Consider the following 25,400-nt stretch of genomic DNA (forward strand, 5'->3'; position numbering starts at 1 on the left):
ATCAACGCCATCACTCTTCAGCTGAATGGATACTATGCTGACATTTGCCCGCCAACAACAGCGAAAAAACATTCGCTGGCTCTTTTGTTTGTCAGCATTGATGCTGCTGACGCTTGTCTTAAGTCTTTGCGCAGGTGAACAATGGATTTTACCCGCTGACTGGTTTTCTCCTCAGGGTGAGCTTTTCGTCTGGCAAATTCGTCTGCCACGTACGCTGGCAGTACTACTGGTCGGCGCGGCCCTGGCGTTGTCCGGTGCCGTAATGCAAGCACTTTTCGAAAATCCACTGGCAGAGCCTGGCTTACTCGGCGTCTCTAATGGTGCAGGAGTCGGTCTTATTGCTGCTGTATTCTTAGGGCAGGGGCAATTGCCCGGTTGGGCATTAGGATTGTGTGCGATTGCGGGAGCTTTGATAATTACTTTGATTCTTCTGCGTTTTGCCCGCCGTCATCTCTCCACAAGTCGCCTTTTATTAGCAGGCGTAGCTTTGGGAATCATATGCAGCGCTATGATGACCTGGGCAATCTATTTCTCAACGTCATTCGATTTACGCCAGCTAATGTACTGGATGATGGGCGGGTTTGGCGGCGTAAACTGGCAACAAGCCTGGTTAATGGTAGCGCTTATACCGGTGTTACTGTGGATCTGTTGCCAGTCACAGGCAATGAATATGCTGGCACTGGGGGAAACTTCTGCACGTCAATTGGGATTACCTTTGTGGTTCTGGCGTAACGTGCTGGTGGTAGCTACGGGATGGATGGTAGGTGTGAGTGTAGCACTGGCGGGGGCAATTGGTTTTATCGGCCTTGTGATCCCTCATATTTTACGTTTATGCGGGTTAACAGATCATCGGATGTTATTACCTGGCTGTGCGCTGGCAGGAGCAATTGCATTATTGCTGGCAGACGTTGTCGCACGAGTTGCGCTTGTCGCCGCAGAATTACCGATTGGTGTAGTGACGGCTACGCTGGGCGCTCCAGTTTTCATTTGGTTATTGCTGAAAAGTCGGGCGTAAGATATGACGCAATTAATGCTATTAGAAGATGTTGCCGAGTCTCACCGCCTGGGGCCGCTTTCTGGTGAAATTCGTGCAGGTGAAATCCTCCATCTTGTTGGACCAAATGGTGCCGGGAAAAGTACTTTACTGGCACGGATGGCAGGTTTGACTACTGGTCCTGGTCGTGTTTATTTCGCCGGTTCTGTACTGGAATCCTGGTCAGCTACAAAGCTGGCACTGCATCGGGCTTACCTTGCCCAGCAACAAAATCCACCTTTTGCAATGCCTGTCTGGCATTTTTTATCTCTACATCAGCCAGATAAGACACGCACTGACTTACTCACCAAAATGGCTGAATCGTTAGGATTAGCGGATAAACTTGAACGTCCGGCTAATCAACTCTCGGGCGGCGAGTGGCAACGCGTGCGCCTGGCCGCAGTTGTGCTACAAATTGACCCGGAATCGAATCCACACGGTCAGTTGTTATTGCTAGACGAACCGATGAATAGTCTCGATGTCGCACAACAAAACGCGCTGGATCGCATATTGAGTCATCTTTGTCAGCAGGGTATCGCTGTGGTGATGAGTAGTCACGATCTCAACCACACGCTACACCATGCTCACAGGGCATGGCTGCTAAAACAAGGCAAACTTCTGGCTGGTGGCCCACGGGAAGATGTGTTGACGCCACCTAATCTGGCATTAGCGTATGGCTTAAATTTCCGTCGCCTTGATATAGAAGGGCATCGAATGCTCATCTCTACCAGTTAATTGAGCCATGACCTTGAAAAACGGCTAAAGACGACGCTAAATTATCTGAAGAATAAAAAAACAGAGGATTGTTCTGAATGCGATTATGCCTTCTTTTTATTGCCACTTTGTTGCTGGCTGGCTGCGGTCACCACCGTGCGCCACCACCAAATGCCAGACTTTCCGATTCCATTACAGTTATTGCCGGATTAAATGATCAATTGCAGTCCTGGCGGGGAACACCTTACCGCTACGGTGGTATGAGCCGTCATGGTGTTGATTGCTCAGGTTTTGTACTGGTTACTATGCGTGATCGTTTTGAACTGCAGCTGCCACGAGAAACTCGTGAGCAGGCGCAGATTGGTACGCAAATCGATAAAGAAGAATTGTTACCGGGCGATTTGGTTTTTTTCAAAACCGGTTCCGGGCAGAATGGCCTGCATGTCGGCATCTATGACACCAACAACCAATTTATTCATGCATCTACCAGCAAAGGTGTGATGCGCTCTTCGCTGGATAACGTTTACTGGCAAAAAAACTTCTGGCAGGCGAGAAGAATTTAATCGAACGACTTACTGCCGTTGTGACACTTTGGCACAACGGCTTCGCCTTTTCATCTCCGCTCAATGGATGTAAAAAAGCTTATTGCTGGATAATGCTATATAATAAGAATAAGCTGAATTAAAGGATCTGCCGCTGCGGTTAAAATGGAACACATGAATACATCCCCCTTAATAATTGCAGTTGCATACCTGAATGTTCTTTGGTACAGGGCGGGAAAAGGTGTTTTGTCTTCAAGGGATATAACATGAAGATTTCGTTGGATAATAATTATCATTCTGAACTTTATTTTCTCCCCGCACGGAATTATCAAAATAAACTGATCGGTTTAACCGTTTTTACCAATTTTGTCTCTGATGATGGGCAAGTGCGCATCCCTACGGAACTGGTGATACCGCGCATGTCGGGTGAACAGCAATATCGCCTTTTTAAGGAGCAACTGGACGTCATCGAACGTTGTCAGCATTTTTTTATGCAGCATAATTTGTTGGCATGGGTTTATTTATCGGCGCCAATAGCTGAATCGTTATTAAATGATGATGAAACTCTGATGCGTATTTTACGCTTGTCATTCATTGAATTGTTGATAAACGAAAATGATGTAGAAATCGCCAGAGGTGTGATAAATCTGAGTCTGATCGCTCTTTCTCACCAATTTGCATTAGTGCTGGCAAACTTCGGTACTGGTGAGTTATCGACAAAAGCGATCTTCGAAGACCTGTTTAAACGCGTAATTTTTGATAAGTCATTTGTTCACAAACAATCGTCTCGTTTATCTTTTGAGCCTTTTATACGCGCTATTATTGCGCAGATATCTGTACACACTGAATCATTAATGGTCTGTGGCATTGACTCAGATAAATTATTTCAGCAAGTAATGCCTTTTCATTTCTTTGCAATGCAAGGCGGTTTGTGGCCCGCGGTCGCGACGAAGCACGTTACCACGTTGGTACAGTAGTAATCCTCCTGTTTGTGGGTATTTAAGAGAGCATTTCCCCTCTACACTATCAGACAGGAGGGGCTATGACCCTGTCTTTTACCACGCGCTGGCGTGACGAATTACCAGCAACCTGGACCGCTCTTAACCCGACGCCATTGCATAATGCGCGGCTTATCTGGCATAACGCGGAACTGGCGCACGAACTGGCGATCCCACAATCCCTTTTTGCTGATAACAAAGGCGCTGGTGTCTGGGGCGGTGAGGCATTACTTCCCGGAATGTTACCATTGGCGCAAGTCTACAGTGGGCATCAGTTTGGTGTCTGGGCCGGGCAGTTAGGCGATGGCCGAGGGATTTTGTTAGGCGAACAATTATTAGCAGATGGCACAACCATGGACTGGCATCTGAAAGGTGCGGGGCTAACGCCTTATTCACGTATGGGCGATGGGCGTGCAGTGCTGCGTTCGACCATCCGCGAAAGTCTGGCGAGTGAAGCGATGCATTATTTGGGTATTCCGGGCACCCGCTCCCTGGCTATTGTCACCAGCGATACCCCGGTTTACCGTGAGACCACTGAGACGGGAGCGATGCTGATGCGTTTGGCGCAAAGCCATATGCGCTTCGGTCATTTTGAGCATTTCTACTATCGGCGTGATATTGAGAAAGTACAACTTTTGGCGGATTTCGCTATTCGTCACTACTGGCCTCACTTGCAAGAAGAACAGGATAAATATGCGATCTGGTTTCGTGATGTCGTCGCGCGGACGGCTTCACTTATTGCTGGCTGGCAAACGGTGGGATTTGCGCATGGTGTTATGAATACTGACAACATGTCGATAATGGGTCTGACGCTTGATTACGGGCCATTTGGTTTTCTTGATGATTATAACCCGCAATTTATTTGTAACCATTCTGACCATCAGGGGCGCTATAGTTTTGATAATCAACCAGCGGTAGCGTTGTGGAATTTACAAAGGCTGGCCCAAACCTTGTCACCTTTTATTGCTGTTAATGCGTTAAATGATGCCCTGGACAGCTACAAGCAGGTGTTATTAGCCGTGTATGGTAAACGGATGCGCCAGAAACTGGGGTTCTATACAGAACAAAACAATGACAACGATTTATTAAATGAACTGTTTGCCTTAATGGCACGTGAAGGTAGCGATTATACCCGCACATTCCGGATGCTAAGCCAGACTGAGCAGAACAGTGCGTCATCGCCGTTACGTGATGAATTTATTGATCGTGCAGCATTTGATAGCTGGTTTAGCCGTTATCGTGCACGGATACAAACAGAGCAGGTTACGGATGATGAGCGTCAGCTACAGATGAAAAGCGTCAATCCAGCGGTTGTGTTACGTAACTGGCTGGCCCAAAGAGCAATCAACGATGCACAGAAAGGAGATATGGAGGAACTGCATCGATTGCATGACGTATTGCGTAATCCCTTCAACGATCGTGATGATGATTACTCCCGCCGTCCTCCTGAATGGGGTAAACGGCTGGAAGTCAGTTGTTCGAGCTAAACTACTTTGTTAGCAATAACTTACCTGCCTGCGTTTTACGCAGCAGGTATTCCTGACCGTCATGATCGATAATGACTTTACCTTCCGGGCCCAACAACGTTTTACTGGCTATCCGCCGTACGGGCGGTGTGGCGGTAAGTTTTTTTTCTTTTTCCTTTACTACTGTTCTGGCGACAAAATCCATATCAGGCATAATCATTAATAATAATATGTATCACAATGATTTTTATTATCAATAAATCAACAAGTAACAGCAAGCACAAATTCTCAGGAGATTGTCGGGAGAGAGAAGAAACGGCCCGCTCAGGTAAGAGCGGGCAGTCAGTCAGAAGCGGCTGTCGACAGCTGAAGCAAGCTTACTCAGCAGGATTTCTGAGTCTTCCCAGCTAAGGCAAGGGTCGGTAATAGATTGACCGTAGACCAGTGGCTGACCGCTGATGATTTTTTGAGTGCCTTCACGCAGAAAACTTTCCGCCATGATACCGGCAATGGCGGTAGAGCCATTACGTATCTGTTGGCAAATATCATCACAAACATCCAACTGTCGCCGGTGCTGCTTTTGGCAATTGCCGTGGCTGAAATCTACAACTAAATGCTCTGGCAGATCGAACTCGTGCAGCGTATTACAGGCAGCAGCAATATCTTCTGCATGGTAGTTTGGTTTCTTGCCACCACGCATAATGATATGACCGTAAGGATTGCCGCTGGTCTGGTAAATAGTCATCTGCCCATTTTTATCTGGTGACAGGAACATATGGCTGGCGCGAGAGGCGCGAATAGCATCGACCGCGATACGGGTATTGCCATCGGTGCCATTTTTAAAGCCAACCGGGCAGGACAGGGCGGAAGCCATTTCACGATGGATCTGGCTTTCAGTAGTCCGTGCACCAATAGCCCCCCAGCTAATCAGATCGGCAATAAATTGCCCGGTCACCATATCGAGGAATTCAGTAGCCGTGGGAACGCCAAGTTCATTGACCTGGAGCAATAATTTCCGGGCCAGCTCCAGACCATGATTCACCCGATAACTGCCGTTTAAATCAGGGTCGGAAATGAGTCCTTTCCAGCCCACGACGGTACGTGGTTTTTCAAAATAGGTGCGCATCACGATTTCAAGTCGATGCTGATACTGATTACGCATACTTTGCAATCGCTTTGCATAATCCATCGCTGCATCAAGATCATGAATGGAACAGGGGCCAATTATGACCAGCAGTCGATGATCTTCACCATTCAATATCTTTTCAATACGTCGTCGGGAGTCAGTAACATGACGGGCGACATCAGTGGACACGGGATACCGCTGGGCCAGTTCAGCCGGAGTTACCAGACTGTCTATACGCGCCGTGCGGAGTTCGTCAGTTTTGTTCATTGCAAGTCTCAAAAATTTTTTGCTTCTACGGCAGGACTACCGGGAAGTGATGCGCATCACGATAACATATTTAATTCTTCAAACAGTCTCTTTGTTGACTTCATGTCTTCACCCCATTCACAGGGTTTACTCTGTGACTGGGGGTGCGGTCAGTTGCCGATTCGATACAGCTTGAAAGATTTTGTATGTACACCAATTCCTGCTGATTTCAAGTGCGAGGCAGAAAGCACCTCACGCAATTAACGGTATGATAACAAAAAAGCGAACTCATAAACTAGTAATCTAGTACATTCTTCGATTCAGCCCCATAATATCCAGAATTTTGGTGGCAATCTCTTCTACCGAATAGTTGGTACTGTTGATCCACGGGATCTGGTTTTTACGGTACAGCGCTTCCACTTCCGCAACTTCCATTCGACATTGACGTAATGAGGCGTAGCGACTGTTCTCACGTCGCTCTTCACGAATTGCTGCCAATCTTTCTGGGTTGATCGTCAAACCAAAGAGTTTGTGTTGCAATGGTTTGAGCGATGCAGGAAGCACCAGGTTATCCATATCATCAGCAATAAAGGGGTAGTTAGCCGCCCGGATACCAAATTGCATCGCCAGATACAGGCTGGTAGGGGTTTTACCACAGCGAGAAACGCCCAGTAAGATGACCTGCGCCTGATCAAGGTTGCGCAACGAAATACCATCATCGTGAGCGAGGGTATAGTCGATAGCCGCGATACGGGCATCGTATTTATTCAGATTACCGGGTGTCAGGCCATGCGTTCGATGAGCTATCGGTGTCGGATCGAGCTTCATTTCTTGTTGCAAAGGTGCCACCAGCGCCTGGACGATATCCTGGCAAAATCCTTCACTTTGCAAAATGATAGCGCGAATTTCCGGTAAGACGATGGAATAGAAAACCAGTGGTCGTACACCCGTTTGATGATAAATAGCATCGATTTGATCTTTAACTGCCCTGGCACGACTCTCGTTTTCAACAAACGGTAAAGTAATACTGCTAATGGTTACCGGGAATTGTGACATCACCGCATGGCCTAAAACTTCTGCAGTAATGGCGGTGCCATCAGAAATATAGAAAACGTGACGATCTACAGCACTATCCATTTTTGTTTATCCTTTACGGCAACGATAATTCCCTTAAAGCATAAATTAAAATAAAGAAGAAGCGTAGAGCAACACATCCGTTCTTTCTCTGAAATACAAATTTTATATTTAATGAAACAGCATTTTCATTTTCCATATTTACTATTATACCGACGTATTTTGTGGGAATCGCCCGCCAATGCTGGGTTTGCGCAAACGACGGGAACTGTCTTAAAAATTAAAAAATATATTTGCTTGAACGATTCACTGTTTTTTTCTGCGAGACAAATATGGCAGGATAATTACGCAGTAAGATGGTTCTTAAATCCGTTCATTTATCACAAAAGGATTGTTCGATGTCCAACAATGGCTCGTCACCGCTGGTGCTTTGGTATAACCAACTCGGCATGAATGATGTAGACAGAGTTGGGGGCAAAAATGCCTCCCTGGGTGAAATGATTACTAACCTTTCTGGAATGGGCGTATCCGTACCGAATGGTTTTGCCACAACCGCCGATGCGTTTAATCAGTTTCTCGATCAGAGCGGTGTAAACCAGCGTATCTATGAACTGCTGGATAAAACAGATATTGACGATGTCTCGCAACTTGCTAAAGCAGGTGCGCAGATTCGCCAGTGGATTATCGACACTCCTTTCCAGCCAGAGCTGGAAAATGCTATTCGCGAAGCTTATGCCCAGCTTTCTGCGGATGACGAACATGCATCTTTCGCCGTGCGCTCGTCTGCTACTGCAGAAGATATGCCGGATGCGTCCTTTGCGGGCCAACAAGAAACTTTCCTCAATGTGCAGGGCTTCGATGCCGTCCTGATTGCGGTAAAACACGTATTTGCCTCCCTGTTTAATGATCGCGCCATTTCTTATCGCGTACACCAGGGATATGACCATCGTGGTGTCGCTTTGTCTGCTGGTGTTCAACGGATGGTGCGCTCAGATCTGGCATCCTCTGGCGTGATGTTCTCCATTGATACCGAATCGGGTTTCGATCAGGTGGTATTTATCACTTCGGCCTGGGGGCTGGGTGAGATGGTGGTGCAGGGCGCTGTAAACCCGGATGAATTTTACGTACACAAGCCGACGCTGGCCGCAAATCGTCCGTCCATTGTTCGCCGCACCATGGGGTCGAAAAAAATTCGGATGGTCTACGCATCAACCCAGGAACATGGCAAGCAAGTCAGAATTGAAGATGTACCGCAAGAGCAACGAGACATTTTCTCGCTGACCAACGATGAAGTGCAGGAACTGGCGAAACAGGCTGTTCAGATTGAAAAACACTATGGACGTCCGATGGATATCGAATGGGCCAAAGATGGTCATACTGGCAAATTGTTCATCGTCCAGGCGCGTCCGGAAACAGTGCGCTCCCGTGGTCAGGTTATGGAGCGTTATACCCTTCACGCGCAAGGCAAGATCATTGCGGAAGGGCGTGCAATTGGTCACCGCATTGGTGCTGGAACAGTGAAAGTGATTCAGGACATTAGTGAAATGAATCGCATTGAGCCAGGTGATGTTCTGGTCACTGACATGACCGATCCCGACTGGGAGCCGATCATGAAAAAAGCAGCAGCCATCGTAACTAACCGAGGCGGCAGAACCTGTCACGCAGCGATTATTGCCCGTGAGCTGGGAATTCCGGCAGTGGTTGGGTGTGGTGATGCTACTGAACGGATGAAAGATGGCGAGCAGGTAACGGTTTCTTGTGCAGAAGGCGACACTGGCTATGTTTATGCCGATCTTCTTGATTTCAGTGTGAAAAGTTCCAGCGTAGATACCATGCCTGACTTACCGTTGAAAGTGATGATGAACGTTGGTAACCCGGATCGTGCGTTTGACTTCGCTTGTCTGCCAAATGAAGGCGTTGGCCTGGCGCGACTAGAGTTCATCATTAACCGTATGATTGGTGTTCACCCGCGCGCACTGCTGGAATTTGACGATCAGGAACCGCAGCTGCAAAAAGAAATCCGCGAGATGATGAAAGGTTTTGATTCACCGCGTGAGTTCTATGTCGGTCGTCTGACAGAAGGTATTGCTACGCTGGGAGCGGCGTTTTATCCGAAGCGTGTCATCGTACGTCTCTCTGACTTTAAATCGAATGAGTATGCTAACCTCGTTGGTGGCGAACGTTATGAACCGGAAGAAGAGAACCCGATGTTGGGCTTCCGTGGTGCAGGGCGTTATGTTTCCGACAGCTTCCGCGACTGCTTTGCGCTGGAGTGTGAAGCGGTGAAACGCGTACGCAACGACATGGGGCTGACCAACGTTGAAATCATGATCCCATTTGTGCGCACCGTAGACCAGGCGAAAGCGGTAGTTGAGGAGTTGGCGCGCCAGGGGCTGAAACGCGGCGAGAACGGTCTTAAGATCATTATGATGTGTGAGATCCCGTCTAATGCCTTGTTAGCGGATCAGTTCCTGCAATACTTCGACGGTTTCTCAATCGGTTCTAACGATATGACGCAATTGGCACTGGGCCTGGATCGTGACTCTGGCGTAGTCTCTGAGCTGTTTGATGAGCGTAACGAGGCGGTGAAAGCACTGCTGTCGATGGCTATTCGTGCAGCTAAAAAACAGGGTAAATACGTCGGGATTTGTGGGCAGGGGCCTTCTGATCATGAAGACTTCGCCGCCTGGCTGATGGAAGAGGGAATCGACAGCTTGTCGCTTAACCCGGATACCGTCGTTCAGACATGGTTGAGCCTTGCAGAGCTGAAAAAGTAATTTAACAACGTGATCGACAAGCAGTGTTGTCACAATTGTGGCAACACTGCTTTTTTTATGGTGCGAGGAGTTAACAAAGACGCTCTAAATCGTGGGCGTACAATTCATTAGCCACTGACTGGTAAATTTTCCACTCGAGAAAATCTGCATTCGGATATACCGCCTGAAAACTGCTCAGATCGTTGAAATAACGCATGGTGTTATTTCCGATACGACTATTTATTTTACTGATAATGGCATGAATACGGTCCTTCCTTTGACTTCTCATGGTCAACAACGTTTCAATCACGTTGGCTGGAATGTCATGGTCGCCGTTTTCCCATTGTTGCCAGTTAGCTTCATTGCCATCCAGAGCAATCCACTGGGCACATTCTTGTGTCGTCATAGCAAAAATCAGGCGTAGTGCTTTTAATTCGTATCCGTTCATTATTTGTCGGCAAGTTAAAAAATCGATGTTACATAATAGCACTATTAGCCCGCTAACGGCTTGAGAAGAATCACAACTCAATTTATTCAATTTGAACGGTAACGAAATGGAAATGTTAAAAAAAAGCCCATCGTGGGAGATGGGCAAAGACTACACACAGCAATTCGTTGTTTCACTCAGGGGATTTCCATGCTTATAAATCAATACGTTGATTTATAACCGTGACCTAATAGTAGGCATGGGGCGTTTTAGCGTCGATCAGATTCGTCTCAATAGTTTAAAAACTGTAAACATTTTGCGACACATTAATGATCATTGAGTGGTGAAAGTAAAAATATCGCGGGGATGAAAAGAAAAACCGGGCAGATTATTTACCCGGTGATTTTGACTTAATGTTGTGGCTTTTCGATCTCGTCCAACTCTTCGAGGATTTCATCGGGATCGTTAACTGGCGGGGGAACTTCATCAACCCAGGCGGCAAACAGGCGCCAGGTAACCGCTAACAGAACTGGGCCGATAAACAGACCGATCATCCCAAAGGCAATCAAACCACCAATGACACCAGATAGGATCAGTATTAACGGTAGGTCGGCGCCCATACGAATTAGCATTGGTCGGATGACGTTATCCAGTGTACCGACCACTCCACTCCACACCAGTAACACAGTTCCCCATGTGGTATCTCCGGTCCAGTAGAGCCAGATAATCGCCGGGATCAATACCGGTAATGGCCCAAGCTGTACCAGACAGGAGAGGATCATTAATACGGTCAATAACGTTGCGTAAGGAACACCTGAAACAGCCAGACCAATCCCACCAAGTACTGCCTGTACCAGCGCAGTTACCACTACGCCAAGCGCCACGGCGCGAATGGCTTGTGCGGCGAGTAGCACAGCTGCATCACCACGAACGCCCGCCAGACGTGTCGCAAAATGGCGGATACCTTGCGCAACCTGTTCACCGCGCCAGTACAGCAAGGCGCTGAAAAGTAGCATCAGCGCACAATGCACCATAAAACGTCCGAGATGCGCAGCTTGTCCAACAAACCAGGTGGTCGTTGTGCCAATGTAAGGACGGACTTTCGCCATGATCGCTGTGCCGCCCATATCCAGCAAATTGTGCCAACCGGCATACAACTTCGCGCCAATCACCGGAATGGTATTTAACCAGGCGAGGTCTGGTAATGTCATGTCACCGCTGGAGATGGCTTTGATCAGTGGACCGCTGCCGTCCACAATACTATTTACCAATAAGGCAATAGGAATGATGAACACCATCACTAACAGTAACGTCATCACCAGAACAGCGAGAGAACGGCGGCCAAAGAGGATTTTTTGCAAGCGTAACAGAACAGGCCAGGTGGCGATAACCACTGTACCGGCCCATGTGATACCGAGAATAAAGGGTTGAACAATCCATAAACATGCCACAATCATGATGGCTAAAAACAGCACCGAGAGCAGAATTTGGGCAACATCCCTGGGCTGACGAACATTTACCATAAACACTTTTCACCTTTTTTGTGCGTCAAAACGTTGACGCGACGTGAACACGCAGAACTCATTACATAATGATGAGCAATTTCAGCGGTTTTTAACAGGCCGATTCTGCCTCTAATTCTGCCAGGCGTATAAGAAAAAAATGTGATACAACAAAGTATGTAATACGCAAACGATTATACGCTCTAACTTTCGTCGCACTCTCCATGATAGTTGTGAAAAAGTAAGTGTGTATCAACGACAACACAGACCGCAGGAAAAGGTCACGATAATGATCCCACAAATTTCTCAGGCTCCCGGCATCGTTCAGCTGGTGGTCAATTTTTTGCAAGAACTGGAGCAACAAGGGTTTACTGGCGACACGGCAACAAGTTATGCCGAACGTTTAACGATGTCGACGGACAATAGTATCTATCAGTTGCTTCCTGACGCAGTAGTGTTTCCACGTTCGACAGCAGATGTGGCACTTATTGCCCGTCTGGCTGCACAGGAACGCTACACATCCCTGATCTTTACTCCCCGTGGTGGAGGCACTGGCACTAACGGTCAGGCGCTTAATCAGGGGATTATTGTTGATATGTCCCGCTATATGAACCGCATCATCGAAATCAATCCTGAAGAGGGGTGGGTGCGCGTGGAAGCTGGGGTGATTAAAGATCAACTCAATCAGTATTTGAAACCATTTGGCTACTTTTTTGCGCCAGAACTTTCGACCAGCAATCGCGCAACGCTCGGCGGGATGATCAATACCGATGCCTCCGGTCAGGGCTCTTTAGTGTATGGGAAAACATCAGATCATGTGCTTGGTGTGCGGGCAGTTTTACTGGGTGGCGATATTCTTGATACTCAGCCTTTGCCTGTTGAACTGGCGGAAACACTCGGCAAAACCAATACCACTATCGGGCGTATCTACAACACTGTTTATCAACGTTGCCACCAGCAACGCCAGTTAATTATCGACAAATTCCCCAAACTTAACCGTTTTCTGACTGGTTACGATCTGCGTCATGTCTTTAACGACGAGATGACCGAGTTTGACCTGACTCGCATTCTCACCGGTTCAGAAGGAACACTGGCATTTATTACTGAGGCTCAGCTGGATATAACTCGCTTGCCTAAAGTGCGCCGTCTGGTAAACGTGAAGTATGATTCGTTTGATTCCGCGCTGCGTAACGCACCGTTTATGGTTGAAGCTCGGGCGCTTTCGGTAGAGACAGTGGACTCTAAAGTGCTTAACCTGGCGCGGGAAGATATCGTCTGGCATTCCGTCAGTGAACTGATTACCGATGTGCCCGACAAACAGATGCTCGGGCTAAACATTGTTGAATTTGCCGGAGACGATGAAGCACTTATCGATCAGCAGGTGAATGCGCTCTGTGCGCGGCTGGATGAACTTATCGCCAGCCAGCAAGCAGGTGTGATCGGCTGGCAGGTATGCAGTGAGCTGGCAGGTGTTGAGCGTATTTATGCCATGCGCAAAAAAGCCGTCGGCCTGCTCGGTAATGCCAAAGGAGCAGCCAAACCGATTCCGTTTGCTGAGGATACCTGCGTACCGCCGGAACATCTGGCGGATTATATTGCTGAATTTCGCGCGCTGCTCGACAGCCACGGCTTAAGCTACGGTATGTTCGGTCACGTCGATGCAGGTGTCTTGCACGTCCGTCCGGCGCTGGATATGTGCGATCCACAACAAGAGATTTTGATGAAGCAAATCTCTGATGATGTAGTGGCGTTGACTGCGAAATACGGTGGTTTGTTGTGGGGCGAACATGGTAAAGGTTTTCGTGCCGAATACAGCCCGGCGTTTTTTGGAGAGGAACTTTACGGCGAATTACGTAAAGTCAAAGCGGCATTTGATCCACAAAACCGGCTCAACCCAGGGAAAATTTGCCCACCGGAAGGTATCGACGCGCCTATGATGAAAGTGGATGCGGTGAAGCGTGGCACATATGACCGGCAGATCCCCATCGCGGTACGCCAGCAGTGGCGTGGTGCAATGGAGTGTAACGGCAACGGTTTATGCTTCAACTTTGATGCCCGCAGTCCGATGTGCCCGTCGATGAAGATTACCCAGAACCGGATTCATTCACCGAAAGGGCGCGCAACGCTGGTGCGTGAATGGCTGCGTTTGTTGGCGGATCGCGGCGTTGACCCACTAAAACTGGAACAAGAACTGCCTGAATCCGGAGTCAGTTTGCGAACGTTAATTGCGCGCATGCGCAATAGCTGGCATGCGAATAAAGGCGAATATGACTTCTCACACGAAGTCAAAGAGGCGATGTCGGGCTGTCTGGCCTGTAAAGCTTGTTCGACCCAGTGCCCCATCAAAATTGATGTGCCGGAGTTTCGCTCTCGTTTCCTGCAGCTCTATCACACACGTTATTTACGCCCATTACGTGACCATTTGGTGGCAACGGTTGAGAGCTACGCGCCGCTGATGGCACGCGCGCCGAAAACCTTTAACTTCTTCATTAACCAGCCGCTGGTGCGCAAACTCTCGGAAAAACATATCGGCATGGTTGATTTGCCGCTGCTGTCGGTTCCCTCGCTGCAACAACAAATGGTGGGGCATCGCTCGGCAAATATGACGCTGGAGCAACTGGAGAATCTGACTACAGAACATAAGGCGCGGACTGTGCTGGTGGTACAGGACCCGTTTACCAGCTATTACGAAGCCCAGGTGGTGGCTGATTTTGTTCGCCTTATCGAGAAATTAGGATTTCAGCCAGTGTTGCTTCCATTCTCACCAAATGGCAAAGCCCAGCATATAAAGGGCTTCCTGACTCGTTTTACTAAAACGGCGAAAAAAACCTCAGAGTTACTTAACCGTGTTGCCCAATTGGGAATGCCTATGGTGGGCGTAGATCCAGCACTGGTGCTTTGTTATCGGGATGAATACAAACTGGCGCTGGGCGAAAAGCGGGGGGATTTCCATGTCATGCTGGTGAATGAATGGCTTTCATCCGTACTGGAATCTGTGCCGACACGTGAAATGAGTGGCGAGACCTGGTATTTCTTTGGCCATTGTACCGAAGTTACTGCCATACCAGGCGCGCCAGCACAGTGGGCAACCATCTTTGCGCGATTTGGCGCCAAACTGGACAACGTCAACGTCGGTTGTTGCGGAATGGCGGGAACGTATGGACATGAGGCGAAAAACCACAAAAATTCGTTAGGCATTTATGAATTATCGTGGCACCAGGCAATGGAAAAATTACCGCGCCAACGCTGCCTGGCAACGGGATATTCCTGTCGCAGTCAGGTTAAACGTATTGAAGGGACGGGGGTTCGTCACCCGTTACAGGCACTACTGGAGTTGATGAAATGATCTGGAAACGTGAAACCAACATTGATGCGCTCAATGCTCTTGGGGAAGGCAATATGGTTGGACTGTTGGACATTCGTTTTGAGCATATTGGTAACGATTCACTGGAAGCGACCATGCCGGTAGACTCGCGCACAAAGCAACCTTTTGGGCTGTTACACGGCGGTGCCTCAGTGGTACTGGCGGAAACGCTGGGCTCCGTGGCGGGTTATCTCTGCACCCAGGGGGATCAAAAAGTGGTAGGCATTGAGGTAAATGCTAATCATGTTCGCTCAGCCAGGGAAGGGCGAGTACGTGGCGTTTGTAAAGCATTGCATACCGGAACCAGGCATCAGGTTTGGCAAATCGAGATTTTCGATGAGCAGGGACGTTTGTGTTGTACATCACGCCTGACAACGGCAATTTTGTGACGTTGTCACCAAAAAAATGTGATGCATATTGCTTTTGGTCATAATCTGCACAGTAAAAGGTGATATACTGTGCAGGTTTTGAACAAAAGCGAGGACGATATGACTACGCAATTTGATCCAGCCCAACTGGCAATTGAATTTTTACGCCGTGACAAAACTCAACTCTCTCCTGCCCAGTATCTTAAGCGCCTGAAACAGCTGGAGCTTGAATTTACTGATCTCATGACACTTTCCTCCGCTGAATTAAAAGAAGAGATCTATTTCGCCTGGCGTCTGGGCGTTCAATAATAAATTCCCTTGTACTTGAGTAATCCCCCTCATTCTGCCGTCGAGCCCTTAAGGCTGCCGTTGCAACCTTAAGGGATAAGCCCCTATCCAATGTCTGTTCCTCTTTCTAAAATTGATATTTTCTATACATCTTTTATTTCTGTAACTTTTTAATTTCATTCCCCTTATTAAAATCAATAAGTTAATTACGTTTTCTCTGCCAGGCTATCCCTTGAGACAGGGTCTATGCTTACTAAAAGCCGTTTAAAAAGGGGCTTTTGGCGAAAACCCCTTTGGTCGCGGGGTTGAAGTGATAATGATTATCACTAACATGATGTTATCCCGTGGCGGCGTATGAAATGAGGTAAATCTATGGAACTGCATACAGGAACTTTTAATCCCGATGAATTTGCCTGGCAGGGCTTAACGCTGACACCCGCTGCCGTGGTCCACATCCGTGAGCTGGTGGCAAAGCAACCAGGTATGGTCGGCGTGCGCTTAGGCGTTAAGCAAACGGGCTGCGCGGGCTTTGGCTATGTGCTCGACAGTGTTAGCGAGCCGGACAAAGACGATCTGCTGTTTGAACACGACGGCGCGAAGCTGTTTGTCCCGCTGCAAGCGATGCCGTTTATTGATGGCACGGAAGTCGATTTCGTTCGTGAAGGACTTAATCAGATATTCAAATTTCACAACCCTAAAGCCCAGAATGAATGTGGCTGTGGCGAAAGCTTTGGGGTATAGGCGGTACTATGTCTCGTAATACTGAAGCAACTGACGATGTCAAAACCTGGACCGGCGGCCCGCTGAATTATAAAGAAGGGTTCTTCACCCAGTTAGCCACCGATGAGCTGGCAAAGGGGATAAACGAAGAGGTGGTGCGCGCAATATCGGCGAAGCGTAATGAGCCGGAGTGGATGCTGGAGTTTCGTCTCAAAGCTTATCGCGCATGGCTGGAGATGGAAGAGCCGCACTGGCTGAAAGCGCACTACGACAAGCTGAATTATCAGGAATACAGCTACTACTCAGCACCATCGTGCGGTAATTGTGACGACACTTGCGCGTCGGAACCCGGCGCGGTGCAGCAAACTGGCGCGAACGCCTTTTTAAGTAAAGAGGTGGAGGCGGCGTTTGAGCAGTTGGGCGTTCCTGTGCGGGAAGGCAAAGAGGTGGCGGTGGATGCCATTTTCGATTCTGTTTCGGTTGCCACCACTTATCGCGAAAAACTGGCGGAGCAGGGAATTATTTTTTGTTCCTTTGGCGAGGCGATCCACGATCACCCGGAACTGGTGCGTAAATATCTCGGCACCGTGGTGCCGGGGAATGACAACTTCTTTGCCGCACTTAATGCGGCGGTAGCCTCTGACGGTACGTTTATTTATGTGCCTAAAGGCGTGTGCTGCCCGATGGAACTTTCCACCTATTTTCGTATTAACGCGGAAAAAACCGGGCAGTTTGAGCGCACCATTCTGGTGGCCGACGAAGACAGCTACGTCAGCTACATTGAAGGCTGTTCCGCTCCGGTGCGTGACAGCTATCAGTTACACGCGGCGGTGGTGGAAGTCATCATCCATAAAAACGCCGAGGTGAAATATTCCACGGTACAAAACTGGTTCCCTGGCGATAACAACACCGGCGGTATTCTCAACTTCGTCACCAAGCGTGCTTTGTGCGAAGGCGAAAACAGCAAAATGTCATGGACGCAATCAGAAACCGGGTCAGCGATTACGTGGAAATATCCCAGTTGCATTTTGCGCGGCGATAACTCCATCGGTGAGTTTTACTCAGTGGCACTGACCAGCGGTCATCAGCAGGCGGATACCGGCACCAAGATGATCCACATTGGTAAAAACACCAAATCGACCATTATCTCTAAAGGGATCTCAGCCGGACACAGCCAGAACAGTTATCGCGGCTTAGTGAAAATCATGCCGACGGCAACCAATGCACGTAACTTCACCCAGTGCGACTCAATGCTGATAGGCGCTAATTGTGGGGCGCATACTTTCCCGTATGTCGAATGTCGCAATAACAGCGCGCAACTGGAGCACGAGGCAACGACATCACGTATTGGTGAAGATCAACTGTTTTACTGCCTGCAACGCGGGATCAGCGAAGAAGACGCCATCTCGATGATTGTTAACGGTTTCTGCAAAGACGTGTTCTCGGAACTGCCGCTGGAATTTGCCGTTGAAGCACAAAAACTCCTCGCCATCAGTCTTGAACACAGCGTCGGATAAGGAATAAACATGTTAAGTATTAAAGATTTACACGTCAGCGTGGAAGATAAAGCTATCCTGCGCGGATTAAGCCTCAACGTTCGTCCCGGCGAAGTTCACGCCATTATGGGACCAAACGGTTCGGGGAAAAGTACCTTATCAGCAACGCTTGCCGGGCGAGAAGATTATGAAGTGACGGGCGGCACGGTTGAGTTCAAAGGCAAAGATTTGCTTGCGTTGTCGCCGGAAGAACGTGCAGGCGAAGGCATCTTTATGGCCTTCCAGTATCCGGTGGAAATTCCCGGCGTCAGTAACCAGTTTTTCCTGCAAACGGCACTTAATGCGGTACGCAGCTATCGCGGCCAGGAAACGCTCGACCGCTTTGATTTTCAGGATTTGATGGAAGAGAAAATCGCTCTTTTGAAAATGCCGGAAGATTTATTAACCCGTTCGGTAAACGTTGGTTTTTCTGGTGGCGAGAAAAAGCGCAACGATATTTTGCAAATGGCGGTGCTGGAACCGGAGTTGTGCATTCTTGATGAGTCGGACTCCGGGCTGGATATCGACGCATTAAAAGTGGTTGCCGATGGCGTGAACTCGCTGCGTGATGGCAAGCGTTCATTCATCATTGTTACGCACTACCAGCGCATTCTCGACTACATCAAACCTGATTACGTCCATGTGCTGTATCAGGGACGAATTGTGAAATCCGGCGATTTCACATTGGTCAAACAACTGGAGGAGCAGGGTTATGGCTGGCTTACCGAACAGCAGTAACGCGCTGCAACAGTGGCATCACTTGTTTGAAGCTGAGGGTGCAAAACGCTCCCCGCAAGCACAGCAGCATTTACAACAATTGCTGCGTACCGGACTGCCGACACGCAAACATGAGCACTGGAAATATACGCCGCTGGAAGGGCTGACCAATAGCCAGTTTGTCAGCATTGCGGGGGAGATATCCCCACAGCAGCGTGATGCCTTAGCGTTAACGTTAGACGCCGTGCGGCTGGTGTTTGTCGATGGACGTTACGTGCCCGTACTGAGCGATGCGACTGAAGGCAGCGGGTATGAAGTGAGCATTAACGACGACCGTCAGGGATTACCCGACGCTATTCAGGCGGAAGTGTTTCTGCATTTGACGGAAAGCCTGGCGCAAAGCGTGACGCATATCGCCGTGAAGCGCGGTCAACGGCCGGCAAAGCCATTGCTTTTAATGCATATCACCCAGGGCGTGGCAGGTGAAGTGGTGAACACAGCTCATTACCGGCATCATCTGGATCTGGCAGAAGGTGCCGAAGCGACGGTGATTGAGCATTTTGTTAGCCTGAATGACGCTCGTCATTTCACCGGAGCGCGCTTTACCATCAATGTCGCAGCGAACGCCCACTTGCAGCATATCAAGCTGGCGTTTGAAAACCCGGTCAGTCACCACTTTGCCCATAACGATTTGTTGCTGGCTAACGATGCCACTGCATTTAGCCACAGTTTCCTGCTTGGTGGCGCAGTGTTACGACACAACACCAGTACGCAACTCAATGGCGAAAACAGCACGCTGCGGATCAATAGTCTGGCGATGCCGGTGAAAAACGAGGTGTGTGATACCCGTACCTGGCTGGAACACAATAAAGGTTTTTGTAACAGCCGACAGTTACACAAAACTATCGTCAGCGACAAAGGCCGCGCGGTATTTAACGGTTTGATCAACGTCGCGCAGCACGCCATCAAAACGGATGGTCAGATGACCAACAATAATCTGCTGATGGGAAAACTGGCGGAAGTGGATACTAAACCGCAGTTGGAAATCTATGCAGATGATGTGAAATGCAGCCACGGCGCGACGGTGGGGCGTATTGATGATGAACAGATGTTCTATCTGCGCTCGCGCGGGATCAATCAGCAGGATGCCCAGCAGATGATCATTTACGCCTTTGCTGCCGAACTGACGGAAGCACTGCGTGATGAAGGGCTTAAACAGCAGGTGCTGGCCCGAATCGGTCAACGGCTGCCAGGAGGTGCAAGATGACTTTTTCCGTTGATAAGGTGCGGGCCGATTTCCCGGTGCTTTCGCGTGAGGTGAACGGTTTGCCGCTGGCTTATCTCGACAGCGCCGCCAGTGCGCAGAAACCGAGCCAGGTGATTGATGCCGAGGCTGAGTTTTATCGTCATGGCTACGCGGCGGTGCATCGCGGTATTCATACCTTAAGCGCCCAGGCGACCGAGAAAATGGAGAACGTGCGCAAGCGGGCATCGTTGTTTATCAACGCCCGTTCGGCGGAAGAGCTGGTGTTCGTCCGCGGCACGACGGAAGGGATCAATCTGGTCGCCAATAGCTGGGGCAACAGCAATGTGCGGGCGGGCGATAACATCATCATCAGTCAGATGGAGCACCACGCTAACATTGTTCCCTGGCAGATGCTTTGCGCACGCGTTGGCGCAGAGCTGCGTGTGATCCCTCTCAACCCCGACGGTACGCTGCAACTGGAGACGCTGCCTACGCTGTTTGATGAGAAAACTCGCCTGCTGGCAATTACCCATGTCTCCAACGTGCTTGGGACAGAAAATCCGCTGGTGGAGATGATCACGCTTGCGCACCAACATGGCGCAAAAGTACTGGTGGATGGCGCTCAGGCGGTGATGCATCATCCGGTGGACGTTCAGGCGCTGGATTGCGATTTTTACGTGTTCTCCGGGCATAAACTGTATGGACCCACCGGGATTGGCATTCTTTATGTCAAAGAAGCCTTGTTGCAGGAAATGCCGCCGTGGGAAGGGGGCGGTTCTATGATCGCCACCGTCAGCCTGAGTGAAGGCACAACCTGGACTAAAGCACCGTGGCGGTTTGAAGCCGGCACACCCAATACCGGAGGCATTATTGGTCTTGGCGCGGCGCTGGAGTATGTGTCGGCGCTGGGGCTTAATAATATAGCCGAGTATGAACAGAATCTGATGCACTACGCGCTATCACAGCTGGAATCTGTACCGGATCTCACTCTCTATGGTCCCCAGAACAGGCTTGGCGTTATTGCTTTTAATCTTGGCAAACACCACGCCTATGACGTCGGCAGTTTTCTTGATAACTACGGTATTGCAGTACGTACCGGACATCACTGCGCTATGCCATTAATGGCCTATTACAACGTTCCTGCCATGTGTCGGGCGTCGCTGGCTATGTATAACACCCATGAAGAAGTGGATCGTCTGGTGACCGGCCTGCAACGTATTCACCGTCTGCTGGGATAACAGGGAGGCACTATGGCTTTATTGCCGGATAAAGAAAAATTGCTGCGTAATTTTTTACGCTGCGCCAATTGGGAAGAGAAATATCTCTACATTATTGAGCTGGGCCAGCGTCTGCCAGAATTACACGACGAAGACAGAAGCCCGCAAAATAGCATCCAGGGCTGCCAGAGTCAGGTATGGATTGTGATGCGTCAAAATGCGCAGGGAATTATTGAATTACAGGGCGACAGCGATGCGGCCATTGTGAAAGGGCTTATTGCGGTCGTCTTTATACTCTACGATCAGATGACGCCGCAGGATATTGTCAATTTCGATGTGCGTCCGTGGTTTGAAAAAATGGCGCTCACCCAACATCTCACCCCATCTCGTTCACAAGGTCTGGAAGCGATGATTCGCGCAATTCGCGCCAAAGCCGCTGCACTTAGCTAAACTAAAGGGACAGCTTTCATCCGGTTGGCTCACATTGCCGGATGGTCAATGTTTACACTGACCTGCACAGGAGTGTTTCGGTTTCAGGTGAACATAAGCGCCATCCGACGTTTCAGCGTGAGTCTCCGGCAAATACAGGAGGTTTACAATGAAACGCGCGTCTTTGCTTACACTCACGCTTATCGGCGCTTTTAGCGCCATCCAGGCTGCCTGGGCGGTTGATTATCCGCTACCACCAACCGAAAGCCGACTGGTTGGGCAAAATCAAACGTATACGGTGCAAGAAGGGGATAAAAACCTTCAGGCCATCGCCCGACGTTTTGATACTGCGGCAATGTTGATCCTTGAAGCCAATAACACTATCGCCCCGGTGCCAAAACCCGGTACGACGATAACGATTCCTTCGCAACTGTTATTACCTGATGCGCCGCGTCAGGGGATTATCGTTAACCTGGCAGAGCTGCGCCTTTATTATTATCCGCCGGGAGAAAATATCGTGCAGGTCTATCCGATAGGTATTGGTTTGCAGGGGCTGGAAACGCCAGTGATGGAAACGCGTGTGGGGCAGAAAATCCCTAACCCAACCTGGACGCCTACGGCGGGCATTCGTCAGCGTTCGCTGGAGCGTGGCATTAAATTACCGCCAGTCGTTCCTGCCGGGCCAAATAACCCACTAGGACGTTACGCACTGCGCCTCGCGCATGGTAATGGCGAATACCTCATTCATGGCACCAGTGCGCCGGACAGCGTCGGTTTGCGCGTCAGTTCAGGGTGTATTCGCATGAATGCACCGGATATTAAAGCCTTGTTCTCCAGCGTGCGGACGGGAACTCCGGTGAAAGTGATCAACGAACCGGTGAAATATTCTGTGGAGCCTAACGGGATGCGTTACGTTGAAGTACATCGACCACTATCAGCAGAAGAACAGCAGAACGTTCAGACAATGCCGTACACACTGCCCGTAGGTTTCACGCAATTTAAAGACAATAAGGTTGTAGATCAGAAGTTAGTCGATAAAGCGTTGTATCGTCGGGCAGGGTATCCGGTTGCGGTGAGCGAGGGAGGAGCGGTAACAGGTGGAGCGCCTGTGATTAATTCAGCGCAGAATGCGCCATCAGTCGCTGGTGTACAAGAACAGGTCACGCAATAAAAAGCAAAAAAAATGGCGCACAACGTGCGCCATTTGCTCTAACACAGGTACTGTTACTTTTTGTACTTAGTAGCCATGTTGTCCAGACGCTGGTTAGCGCGAGCTGCGTCGTCTTTAGCAGCCTGAACGTCGGAACGCATTGCGTTCACGTCGTTGCTCAGCTGGTCAACTTTAGCGTTCAGAGTCTGAACGTCAGAAGACAGCTGATCGATTTTAGCGTTGCTGGAGCAACCAGCCAGCAGAGTAGAAGCCAGGATTACCGCGCCCAGTACCAGTTTAGTAGATTTCATTATTAATACCCTCTAGATTGAGTTAATCTCCATGTAGCGTTACAAGTATTACACAAAGTTTTTTATGTTGAGAATATTTTTTTGATGGGAATGCACTTATTTTTGATCGTTCGCTCAAAGAAGCACCTAATGTAACAAAAACAGGTAAAAAGATGAGTGAAAACAGGGTGCTTCCATCGGATTCGTCTTAGATAATTTTACATTAGATAGTGAAATCCGATTTGCAATTTTAATAATCGTCGTTATTACAGAAATAAAAAAAGCGCCGCAAGGGCGCTTTCCTGGATAAATTAATTCACAAACAATTATTACAGTACGTGAACAGATGCGGTATTGGTTGTGCCGCTTGGGACCAGTGCGCCAGAAACCATGACCACAACATCACCTTTCTGAGCCAGACCGCTCTGCAGAGCCAGTTCTTTACCCAGACGATAGAAGTCATCAGTAGAGGTGATTTCTTTCACCAACTGTGGCACAACGCCTTTGCTCAGCACCAGCTGATGTGCAGTTTTTTCGTTGGTGGTCAGCGCCAGGATGGTTGCATCCGGGAAGTATTTGCGCACCGCACGTGCAGATTTACCGCCCTGGGTCGCTACAACGATCAGCGGGGCATCCAGTTTTTCTGCAGTTTCAACCGCACCACGGCAAACTGCTTCGGTGATACGCAGTTTACGGCTGTCGTTGTTGAAATCCAGACGGCTGGTCATTACACGATCAGTACGTTCACAAATGGTCGCCATAATAGAAACAGCTTCCAGCGGATACTTACCTTTTGCGGATTCACCAGACAGCATAACTGCGTCAGTACCATCCAGAATGGCGTTAGCAACGTCACCTGCTTCTGCGCGGGTTGGACGTGGGTTTTTGATCATGGAATCCAGCATTTGAGTCGCTGTAATAACGACTTTACGTGCACGGATACATTTTTCGATCATCATCTTCTGAGCGAAGATAACTTCTTCAACCGGGATTTCAACACCCAGGTCGCCACGCGCAACCATGATACCGTCAGACGCTTCGAGGATTTCGTCGAAGTTGTTCAGGCCTTCCTGGTTTTCAATTTTGGAGATGATCTGGATGTTTTCGCCGCCGTGCGCTTTCAGGTGTGCGCGAATCTCTTCTACGTCGGAGCGTTTACGAATAAAGGAAGCAGCAACAAAGTCAACGCCTTGTTCGCAGCCGAAGATCAGATCCTGTTTGTCTTTTTCAGCCAGTGCTGGCAGGGCAATGGAAACACCAGGCAGGTTCACACCTTTGTTTTCGCCCAGATCGCCGTTGTTCAGCACTTTACAAATAACTTTGTTACCTTCAATAGCGGTAACTTCCATGCCAATCAGACCATCATCGACCAGAACAGTGTTGCCAACAGACAGGTCGGAAGTCAGGCCTTCGTAAGTTACTGCAACGATCTCATTGTTGCCCACCACAGATTTATCAGTAGTGAAAGTAAAGGTCTGGCCTGCTTTCAGGGAAACGTCATTACCGCCTTCCAGTTTGATGGTACGGATTTCCGGGCCTTTGGTGTCGAGCAGGATGGCTGCTTGTTTGCCGGTTTTGCTCATAACGTTGCGCAAGTTCTGGATGCGCTGACCATGTTCTGCGTAATCACCGTGAGAGAAGTTCAGACGCATGACGTTCATGCCTGCGTCGAGCATCTTGGTTAACATCTCTTCTGATTCGGTTTTCGGGCCGATTGTGCAAACAATTTTCGTCTTTTTCATGACAGTCTTAGTCTTTAAGTTGAGAAGGATTGGAAAATCTGGCTTCAGGGGCGCACGGCCGGGAAGCTAAACCTGTTTTACGAAAAAAATGATGCCTCGCACTAAGGATAGGTGACTTCAATGTAGCGTGCAGAGGAATGTGTGCTTGCGTTTCAGCCCAACAGGAAAGAGTCGTTTTTAGTCGCTGAGTATGACTGTACAAGTGGCTGAAACCATTCAAGTGACAATTGGCGCGCATTATACGCTGAAAAAAGCAAAAAAGGAAAATGAAAACGGTGTTTCAAAACAGAACCTGGCAGATTGATGATATCTGCTAACAACTCTTTTATTTCTGCTCAACATACAGAAACGCGTGTAAGACACGTCACGTTGCGCAACAACCGATAATGCTTTAATTGATTATTTATAGTCTTGCAATAATATCTTGTTTTATTTATTTGATTTTTAATG

23 protein-coding genes and 1 other RNA gene are annotated in these 25,400 nt (G+C 48.9%); 16 read left to right on the plus strand and 8 right to left on the minus strand.

Going from position 1 to position 25,400, the window contains the following annotated elements; translation table 11 throughout:
* Window positions 1–34 precede the first annotated feature (34 nt).
* The 5 genes from btuC to selO all read left to right on the plus strand — a co-directional run bounded on the left by btuC (window position 35) and on the right by selO (window position 4,774).
* Window positions 35–1,015, plus strand: coding sequence for a vitamin B12 ABC transporter permease BtuC (btuC, locus tag K0335_RS01825; RefSeq protein WP_000954971.1), 981 nt, complete (start codon window positions 35–37; stop codon window positions 1,013–1,015).
* Between the two features lie 3 nt (window positions 1,016–1,018).
* Window positions 1,019–1,768 (plus strand): vitamin B12 ABC transporter ATP-binding protein BtuD, encoded by a 750-nt coding sequence (btuD, locus tag K0335_RS01830; RefSeq protein ID WP_000192691.1) that lies wholly within the window; start codon window positions 1,019–1,021, stop codon window positions 1,766–1,768.
* Window positions 1,769–1,845: 77 nt separating this feature from the next.
* The gene (locus K0335_RS01835) at window positions 1,846–2,310 is read left to right on the plus strand and encodes a C40 family peptidase (protein ID WP_001234797.1); all 465 of its coding nucleotides are present in this window, start codon (window positions 1,846–1,848) and stop codon (window positions 2,308–2,310) included.
* Between the two features lie 245 nt (window positions 2,311–2,555).
* The gene (locus K0335_RS01840; RefSeq protein WP_219393705.1) at window positions 2,556–3,266 is read left to right on the plus strand and encodes an EAL domain-containing protein; all 711 of its coding nucleotides are present in this window, start codon (window positions 2,556–2,558) and stop codon (window positions 3,264–3,266) included.
* A 65-nt stretch (window positions 3,267–3,331) separates the two neighbouring features.
* Window positions 3,332–4,774: a protein adenylyltransferase SelO gene (gene selO, locus K0335_RS01845; protein ID WP_104919702.1), complete on the plus strand. Its 1,443-nt coding sequence runs from the start codon at window positions 3,332–3,334 to the stop codon at window positions 4,772–4,774.
* A gap of 1 nt (window position 4,775) precedes the next feature.
* Here selO and hemP read toward each other — a convergent pair whose 3' ends face one another.
* The 3 genes from hemP to ppsR all read right to left on the minus strand — a co-directional run bounded on the left by hemP (window position 4,776) and on the right by ppsR (window position 7,262).
* Entirely contained in the window at window positions 4,776–4,958 is a 183-nt protein-coding gene (gene hemP, locus K0335_RS01850; RefSeq protein ID WP_002431562.1) for a hemin uptake protein HemP, read from the minus strand.
* Window positions 4,959–5,099: 141 nt separating this feature from the next.
* Entirely contained in the window at window positions 5,100–6,146 is a 1,047-nt protein-coding gene (aroH, locus tag K0335_RS01855) for a 3-deoxy-7-phosphoheptulonate synthase AroH (protein WP_160194029.1), read from the minus strand.
* Between the two features lie 282 nt (window positions 6,147–6,428).
* Complete coding sequence (gene ppsR / locus K0335_RS01860; RefSeq protein WP_000376530.1) at window positions 6,429–7,262, minus strand: posphoenolpyruvate synthetase regulatory kinase/phosphorylase PpsR; 834 nt, start codon at window positions 7,260–7,262, stop codon at window positions 6,429–6,431.
* 335 nt (window positions 7,263–7,597) lie between these two features.
* Between ppsR and ppsA the strand changes: the two genes are divergently transcribed.
* On the plus strand, window positions 7,598–9,976 hold the full coding sequence (gene ppsA / locus K0335_RS01865; RefSeq protein ID WP_000069344.1) for a phosphoenolpyruvate synthase: 2,379 nt from the start codon (window positions 7,598–7,600) through the stop codon (window positions 9,974–9,976).
* A 70-nt stretch (window positions 9,977–10,046) separates the two neighbouring features.
* Here the strand turns inward: ppsA and K0335_RS01870 are convergent, their stop codons facing one another.
* From K0335_RS01870 to ydiK, 3 genes are all read right to left on the minus strand, one after another.
* A complete protein-coding gene (locus K0335_RS01870) occupies window positions 10,047–10,403 on the minus strand; it encodes a YdiL family protein (RefSeq protein ID WP_001014786.1) in 357 nt (118 codons plus the stop codon).
* A 115-nt stretch (window positions 10,404–10,518) separates the two neighbouring features.
* Window positions 10,519–10,626: antisense sRNA RprA (gene rprA / locus K0335_RS01875), an RNA gene on the minus strand.
* Between the two features lie 166 nt (window positions 10,627–10,792).
* Complete coding sequence (gene ydiK / locus K0335_RS01880) at window positions 10,793–11,905, minus strand: AI-2E family transporter YdiK (RefSeq protein WP_000248651.1); 1,113 nt, start codon at window positions 11,903–11,905, stop codon at window positions 10,793–10,795.
* A gap of 268 nt (window positions 11,906–12,173) precedes the next feature.
* On the opposite strand from ydiK, the gene K0335_RS01885 reads away from it, so the two are divergent.
* From K0335_RS01885 to K0335_RS01930, 10 genes are all read left to right on the plus strand, one after another.
* Window positions 12,174–15,230 (plus strand): FAD-binding and (Fe-S)-binding domain-containing protein, encoded by a 3,057-nt coding sequence (locus tag K0335_RS01885; protein WP_160194031.1) that lies wholly within the window; start codon window positions 12,174–12,176, stop codon window positions 15,228–15,230.
* Window positions 15,227–15,637 (plus strand): 1,4-dihydroxy-2-naphthoyl-CoA hydrolase, encoded by a 411-nt coding sequence (gene menI, locus K0335_RS01890; RefSeq protein WP_219393706.1) that lies wholly within the window; start codon window positions 15,227–15,229, stop codon window positions 15,635–15,637. The genes K0335_RS01885 and menI overlap by 4 nt, the downstream gene beginning before the upstream one ends.
* 99 nt (window positions 15,638–15,736) lie before the next feature.
* A complete protein-coding gene (locus K0335_RS01895) occupies window positions 15,737–15,925 on the plus strand; it encodes a YdiH family protein (protein WP_024256436.1) in 189 nt (62 codons plus the stop codon).
* Window positions 15,926–16,276: 351 nt separating this feature from the next.
* On the plus strand, window positions 16,277–16,645 hold the full coding sequence (sufA, locus tag K0335_RS01900) for a Fe-S cluster assembly scaffold SufA (RefSeq protein ID WP_000418977.1): 369 nt from the start codon (window positions 16,277–16,279) through the stop codon (window positions 16,643–16,645).
* An 8-nt stretch (window positions 16,646–16,653) separates the two neighbouring features.
* Window positions 16,654–18,141: a Fe-S cluster assembly protein SufB gene (sufB, locus tag K0335_RS01905; RefSeq protein ID WP_104919706.1), complete on the plus strand. Its 1,488-nt coding sequence runs from the start codon at window positions 16,654–16,656 to the stop codon at window positions 18,139–18,141.
* A gap of 9 nt (window positions 18,142–18,150) precedes the next feature.
* Window positions 18,151–18,897 (plus strand): Fe-S cluster assembly ATPase SufC, encoded by a 747-nt coding sequence (gene sufC, locus K0335_RS01910; protein ID WP_000948886.1) that lies wholly within the window; start codon window positions 18,151–18,153, stop codon window positions 18,895–18,897.
* On the plus strand, window positions 18,872–20,143 hold the full coding sequence (gene sufD / locus K0335_RS01915; protein ID WP_104919707.1) for a Fe-S cluster assembly protein SufD: 1,272 nt from the start codon (window positions 18,872–18,874) through the stop codon (window positions 20,141–20,143). Before sufC ends, sufD begins: the two co-directional genes overlap by 26 nt.
* The gene (sufS, locus tag K0335_RS01920) at window positions 20,140–21,360 is read left to right on the plus strand and encodes a cysteine desulfurase SufS (RefSeq protein ID WP_000144590.1); all 1,221 of its coding nucleotides are present in this window, start codon (window positions 20,140–20,142) and stop codon (window positions 21,358–21,360) included. The genes sufD and sufS overlap by 4 nt, the downstream gene beginning before the upstream one ends.
* 12 nt (window positions 21,361–21,372) lie before the next feature.
* Window positions 21,373–21,789: a cysteine desulfuration protein SufE gene (gene sufE / locus K0335_RS01925; protein ID WP_104919708.1), complete on the plus strand. Its 417-nt coding sequence runs from the start codon at window positions 21,373–21,375 to the stop codon at window positions 21,787–21,789.
* Between the two features lie 148 nt (window positions 21,790–21,937).
* On the plus strand, window positions 21,938–22,939 hold the full coding sequence (locus tag K0335_RS01930; protein WP_104919709.1) for a L,D-transpeptidase family protein: 1,002 nt from the start codon (window positions 21,938–21,940) through the stop codon (window positions 22,937–22,939).
* A gap of 53 nt (window positions 22,940–22,992) precedes the next feature.
* On the opposite strand, the gene lpp is transcribed toward K0335_RS01930, so the two are convergent.
* Both lpp and pykF read right to left on the minus strand, forming a co-directional pair.
* Entirely contained in the window at window positions 22,993–23,229 is a 237-nt protein-coding gene (lpp, locus tag K0335_RS01935) for a murein lipoprotein Lpp (RefSeq protein ID WP_000843205.1), read from the minus strand.
* Between the two features lie 308 nt (window positions 23,230–23,537).
* Complete coding sequence (pykF, locus tag K0335_RS01940) at window positions 23,538–24,950, minus strand: pyruvate kinase PykF (protein ID WP_000751455.1); 1,413 nt, start codon at window positions 24,948–24,950, stop codon at window positions 23,538–23,540.
* Window positions 24,951–25,400: the final 450 nt, after the last annotated feature.

Origin of the sequence: Escherichia sp. GZ89, assembly GCF_019366485.1 — a bacterium.
Taxonomy (GTDB): Bacteria; Pseudomonadota; Gammaproteobacteria; order Enterobacterales; family Enterobacteriaceae; genus Escherichia; species Escherichia fergusonii.